Here is a 6,232-nt window from a genome sequence, read left to right on the forward strand (position 1 = left end):
AGGAATTTGGAAAAAGGATAGTCAAAAAAGAAAAAGGCACTCCCTATCAAAAGAAGCACCTTAACGATAGCCGCAAGACCAATGCGACCGGTTTCCGAAAACGAAGAATGGCGAATTACGCCTTTGTATATTCCTAAAAAATAAAAACTAAGAAAGCTACTCAGGAGAGAGAACAATCCCAACAATGCAAATTGAGAAACCGTAAAATTTCGAAGGAAAATAAAGCCGGTTAAAAGTACGGCAATAAAGGAAGACACTATAGAGAAAAGTAAATCATTCGCCATGACCAACCAACGGCTCAGATACTTTGAGGAAAGTAGTCTGTAAATCAACAAAGACATAGGTGTTAAAATAAAATTCTTTATACAACAAGGTTCGTCAGTCACACACTGACGAAGCAAAAAAAACGGTTACTACAGTGGCAAAAGTTCTAAAAGCCAACATATAGAACATATATATATATATAAAAGGACAAATCATCACAATGAAAGCTAAGTAAAGAAAAGAGGTGGTAATTACCTGTGGATCAATTTGTTTTTTATCACATTTTCACAAAAACAACTCAAAAAACATCAACATGTCAAAAAAGTCCTTTAATGCGGACAAAACTAAAACTAATTTTATTCAAAAACAAGTGTTGTAATCAGATTTTAACATCTTCCCTATTCTGAAAAAACATAAAAGTCTAACTATTAAGTCGTAAGATAAAGCAGATCATCCCAATAAAAATATAAGAAAACAGCACTAATATTTCAAAAACACGTACACGAAGAAAAAAGAATGCAAATGTTCAGATTTGTTATTTTGCAACATAGTTCCTAACTTACGCTCCTTTTAATAATGAAGTAAGAAATTATTATGGCTACCCTATCCAAAATATTGTTTCCGTCTTATCCCGGTAGTTTAGCCGGATCGATTCTTTTATTAGCCACCCGACTTATATTCGGTGCTACATTTATGACCCACGGCCTGCAAAAATGGGCTAACATAGAAGAACTATCAAAAACGTTCCCCAATCCCCTCGGTTTAGGAAGCGAAGTATCCTTAGCCTTAGTCTTATTTGCCGAGCTGATATGCCCCGTAGCCGTTATTATCGGCTTTTTACACCGTCTCGCGTTGATACCCATGATAATTACCATGTCGATAGCCTTTTTTGTTATACACGGAGCCGACCCTTTCGCTCTCCGCGAACTATCACTCCTTTATTTAGCCCTATTTATCTTATTATTATTCGCAGGTCCCGGTCGCCTATCAATAGACTCCCTGATCGGACGTTCAATCAACAAACGCAACCGCGCCTCCGCATTCGGCTACCATTCCGGATCCGGCTTAGATTATTCCAGATAAGTGAGGGTCTATAAATGTACTCCTAATGTACCTACCCCTAAATCCCCTGAAGGGGACTTTAAGACGGGTGGAAAAAGTCCCCTTCAGGGGATTTAGAGGTCAGGGGTCATTTAGGGGTCGTTTAGAGTCGGAAGTTATTCTTTTTAACTATCTTTGTCACGCTTATACGTATTATATACTGTATTAAAAAAAGTGACAATATGATTCTTTTCTTCAGATCAGCTACCCATAGCTTGCTGGCAGTAGAAACTGCGCAGCCTTTTTCTCCCGAAGACACACAAAAATTAGTCTGGTTGTTCAGTGAGGCAACCCCAATTCAATCGGAAACCATCGCAGGATGGCATATCGGCCCGCGCAGGGAAATGATTACCCCGTGGAGTACAAATGCCGTAGAAATCACCCAGAACATGGGACTTTCCGGTATCACCCGAATTGAGGAATACTATCCCGTAACATCAGGAGAAGCAGAACATGACCCCATGTTGCAACGCATCTACAATGGATTAGATCAGGATTTGTTCACGATCCATAAGCAACCGGATCCGATCATACATATCGAAGATATTGCCGCCTATAATATAAAGGAAGGTTTGGCGCTGAGCGAAGACGAAGTATCCTACTTAGAGGAAGTCAGCCAAAAACTGAACCGCAAACTAACGGACAGCGAAGTCTATGGTTTCGCGCAGGTAAACTCAGAACACTGCCGCCATAAAATATTCGGAGGTACATTTATTATAGACGGAGAAGAAAAAGAAAGTTCCCTTTTCAATCTGATCAAAAAAACATCGGCCGAAAATCCCAATAAATTAGTTTCAGCATACAAAGACAATGTAGCCTTCAGCGAAGGCCCCGTTGTAGAACAGTTTGCTCCGATAAGTGGAGACAAGCCCGATTATTTCGCAATAAAAGAGATCAAAACAGTTATCTCATTAAAAGCAGAAACCCATAATTTCCCGACAACCGTAGAACCGTTCAACGGAGCGGCAACCGGAACAGGTGGAGAAATTCGCGACCGCTTAGGCGGAGGAAAGGCATCGCTTCCGATTGCAGGAACGGCTGTGTATATGACGGCATACCCACGTACCGAAGGCACGCGCGAATGGGAAAAGATCATGGATCCCCGCCAATGGCTCTATCAAACACCGGAGCAGATTCTGATCAAAGCATCCAATGGGGCATCCGACTTTGGGAACAAGTTCGGTCAACCGCTGATCTGTGGTTCCGTGCTGACTTTTGAACACGAAGAAAACAACAAGAAATATGGCTACGACAAGGTGATCATGCTGGCCGGAGGTGTTGGTTACGCCAATATGCGCGATGCACTGAAGGGCGATCCGAAACCGGGCGAGAAGGTCGTAATTATTGGTGGCGATAATTATCGTATTGGCATGGGGGGTGGAGCGGTATCATCCGTCAACACCGGACAATTCACCAGTGGTATTGAACTGAATGCTGTTCAACGTGCCAATCCGGAAATGCAGAAGCGTGCAGCGAACGTGATCCGTACAATTGCTGAGTCGGAAGAAAATCCAATCGTATCCATACATGACCACGGTGCAGGAGGACATTTAAACTGCCTGTCGGAATTGGTAGAGGCAACAGGCGGAAAGATAGACATGAGCAAATTACCGATCGGCGACCCGACTTTGTCTGCAAAAGAGATCATCGGGAACGAGAGCCAGGAGCGCATGGGTTTGTTGATGGAAGAGAAAGATGTGGAACGGGTAAAACGCATCGCAGAACGGGAACGGGCACCGATTTATGTAGTCGGCGAGACAACCAACGACATGCAGTTTGTGTTTGAACAGGCTGACGGCATCCGTCCGATCGACATTAAATTAGAATATATGTTCGGCAAACCGCCCAAAACGGTGATGACCGACAAGACAATAGAAGAATCGTACCAACCGGTCGTTTACAAAGAATCCGAACTGCATCATTATTTGGAGAACGTGCTTCAATTGGAAGCTGTTGCCTGCAAGGATTGGTTGACCAACAAGGTGGATCGTTCGGTAACCGGGAAGATTGCCCGTCAGCAATGTCAGGGAGAACTTCAGTTGCCGCTAAGCGACTTAGGAGCCGTAGCGCTCGATTTCCGGGGAAAAGCAGGTATTGCTACGTCAATCGGACATGCCCCACAGGTTGCCCTGATTGATCCGGCAGCAGGTTCGGTAATGGCGATTGCGGAATCATTGACTAATCTTGTTTTTGCGCCTTTAGCAGATCAGTTGAGCGGCGTTTCATTAAGTGCAAACTGGATGTGGCCATGCCGCAACGAAGGAGAAGACGCTCGTCTGTATAAAGCCGTTGAAGCAGCATCTGACTTTGCCTGTTCATTAGGGATCAATATTCCGACCGGTAAAGATTCTCTTTCCATGACACAGAAATATGGAGATGAGAAAGTAATTGCTCCGGGAACTGTCATTATTTCGGCAGGTGGAGAAGTTAGCGACGTGAAGAAGATCGTTTCTCCTGTACTTTCTAAGGAAAAAGGATCTGTTCTTTATTATATAGACTTTTCATTCGACAAATTGAAATTAGGAGGCTCTGCTTTTGCACAGGCTTTGAATAAGCTTGGAGACGAAGTACCGACCGTACAAGATGCCGAGTATTTCCGTGACGCATTCAACGCCATTCAGGAAGCCATCGAAAAAGGATTGATCTTAGCCGGTCATGATATTTCCGCCGGTGGGTTACTGACGGCATTATTAGAAATGTGTTTTGCAAATGTAGAAGGTGGTTTGGAAGTAAACTTGGATAAGTTGGCCGAAACAGACCTGATCAAAGTTTTATTTGCCGAAAACCCGGCGATACTTGTTCAGGTAAAAGAAAAGAAAGCCTTTGAGAAACTATTGGAAGAGGCAGGAGTTGGTTATGCAATCATTGCCAGACCGACAGATGAACGTCATATCCTGATTAGCAAGGGAGATGCACAGTATCATTTCGGAATCGATTATATGCGTGACGTTTGGTATCAGTCTTCCTACAGATTAGACATCAAACAAAGCGGCAGCCTATGTGCCGGCAATCGTTTTGAGAATTATAAAATGCAGCCGATCGAATACAAGCTGAACAAATCGTTCAACGGTAAACTTTCGGCTTACGGTGCATCGGCAGATCGTCGCGAACCGACCGGCATAAAAGCGGCTATCCTTCGTGATAAAGGCACAAACGGTGAACGCGAAATGGCTTACGCCATGTATTTGGCAGGTTTCGATGTAAAAGATGTTCACCTGACCGACTTAGCGACAGGACGTGAAACATTGGAAGATGTGAACTTTATCGTATTCTGCGGTGGATTCTCTAACTCGGACGTATTGGGATCCGCCAAAGGATGGGCAGCAGGTATATTATATAATGAGAAAGCAAAAAAGGCAATCGAGAACTTCTACGCCCGCGAAGACACCTTGAGTCTGGGTATTTGTAATGGTTGTCAGTTGATGGCCGAATTAGAACTGCTCTACCCGGAACACGCCAAAAAGCACAAGATGGTTCATAACGACTCGCACAAATTTGAATCGGGCTTCGTAGGTCTGGAAATTCCAAAGAACAACTCCGTCATGCTCGGCTCATTAAGCGGCACGAAATTAGGCGTCTGGGTGGCTCACGGAGAAGGCAAATTCGATTTCCCGTACGATGAAAAAGAATATAACGTAATTGCCAGATACAATTACGACGGCTACCCCGCCAATCCGAACGGTTCGCCCTGGTCAATTGCCGGTGTTTGCTCGAAGGACGGTCGTCATTTAGCCATGATGCCTCATCCCGAACGCTCCATATTCCCATGGCAATGCGGCTATTACCCGGAAGATCGCAAAAACATCGACCAGGTAACCCCATGGCTCGAAGCCTTTGTAAACGCAAAAAAATGGATTGAAGAAAAAGCAAGATAATTAAACAATAAGTGATTAACATTTTAAACAAAAAGTCATGAAAAAGTTATTTCTATTTTTATTCATGTTATGCGCATTACAGATTAATGCGCAAGAATTTCATTTTGCACCAAGACTGGGGATGAATATTGCCAATCTTACCAACTCGGGAGCGGACAGTCGAATCGGATTAAATGTAGGTTTTGCCGGTGAAATGATGCTCAATCCGACTTTTGCTATTGAGTCGGGGTTGTATTATTCGATGCAGGGAGCTAAAGAGGGAGACCTCAAGCTTAATATCGATTATATCAACCTTCCGATTTTGGCAAAATATTATGCTTATCAAGGACTTAATTTCTTTGCAGGACCTCAGTTAAGTTTCAAAGCAAGTTCCAAAGTAAAAGCAGGAAGTATCAGCGTAGATACCCCTGACGGAATGATTAAAAACTTTGATTTAGGGCTCAATATAGGTGCCGGCTATCAATTCGACATGGGACTTCAACTTTCAGCCTCTTATACATACGGACTGATTGGAGTATTAGACACAGACGTAGCCAGTGAAATTACAGGAATCTCCTTAAAAAGCAAAGACAACGGCAATAACAGTGTAATAAGAATTAATGTAGGTTGGAGATTCTAATTAACAGGCTAAGGATTAAAAACATCGTTTTAGGAATTCATTGAGTCAAGGCATCAATCTATAGCAGGATTGTAATGCATAGATTTACAACACCGTCAATCTATTATAAAAGCCCCTCTTCAGGGGCTTTTCCGCCTATTTCAATGCCCCTTTCAATAAAAGCAGAAGATTATCCTAAACAACAAAAAGTCCCCTTCAGGGGATTTAGGGGTCGATTTAGAAGTAAACAGACAATCTATTGAGATGTTCTAAAACCCTGTAAGCTTGTTCATTAATGCTGAACTTGGGGCTTTAACTCTATTTTGTATTTCTATTTCACAGAAAAACCCCTACCTTTGTCCACAAGATCATTCTATTTTTATAGTTATAATAA

At 42.8% G+C, this 6,232-nt stretch carries 3 protein-coding genes and 1 pseudogene; 3 read left to right on the forward strand and 1 reads right to left on the reverse strand.

The features are described from left to right. Positions 1-341, reverse strand: a pseudogene (locus tag PHT93_RS14875) (hypothetical protein); the annotation flags it as partial. A 517-nt stretch (positions 342-858) separates the two neighbouring features. Between PHT93_RS14875 and PHT93_RS14880 the strand changes: the two are divergent. The 3 genes from PHT93_RS14880 to PHT93_RS14890 all read left to right on the forward strand — a co-directional run bounded on the left by PHT93_RS14880 (position 859) and on the right by PHT93_RS14890 (position 5,859). Beyond that, on the forward strand, positions 859-1,347 hold the full coding sequence (locus PHT93_RS14880) for a DoxX family protein (protein WP_300244512.1): 489 nt from the start codon (positions 859-861) through the stop codon (positions 1,345-1,347). A 200-nt stretch (positions 1,348-1,547) separates the two neighbouring features. Continuing rightward, the gene (gene purL / locus PHT93_RS14885) at positions 1,548-5,240 is read left to right on the forward strand and encodes a phosphoribosylformylglycinamidine synthase (RefSeq protein WP_300244514.1); all 3,693 of its coding nucleotides are present in this window, start codon (positions 1,548-1,550) and stop codon (positions 5,238-5,240) included. A gap of 37 nt (positions 5,241-5,277) precedes the next feature. After that, positions 5,278-5,859, forward strand: a complete 582-nt coding sequence (locus PHT93_RS14890) for a porin family protein (RefSeq protein WP_300244516.1) — start codon at positions 5,278-5,280, stop codon at positions 5,857-5,859. Positions 5,860-6,232 lie beyond the last annotated feature (373 nt).

The sequence above is a fragment of the Massilibacteroides sp. genome, assembly GCF_028705895.1.
Taxonomy (GTDB): Bacteria; Bacteroidota; Bacteroidia; order Bacteroidales; family Tannerellaceae; genus Massilibacteroides.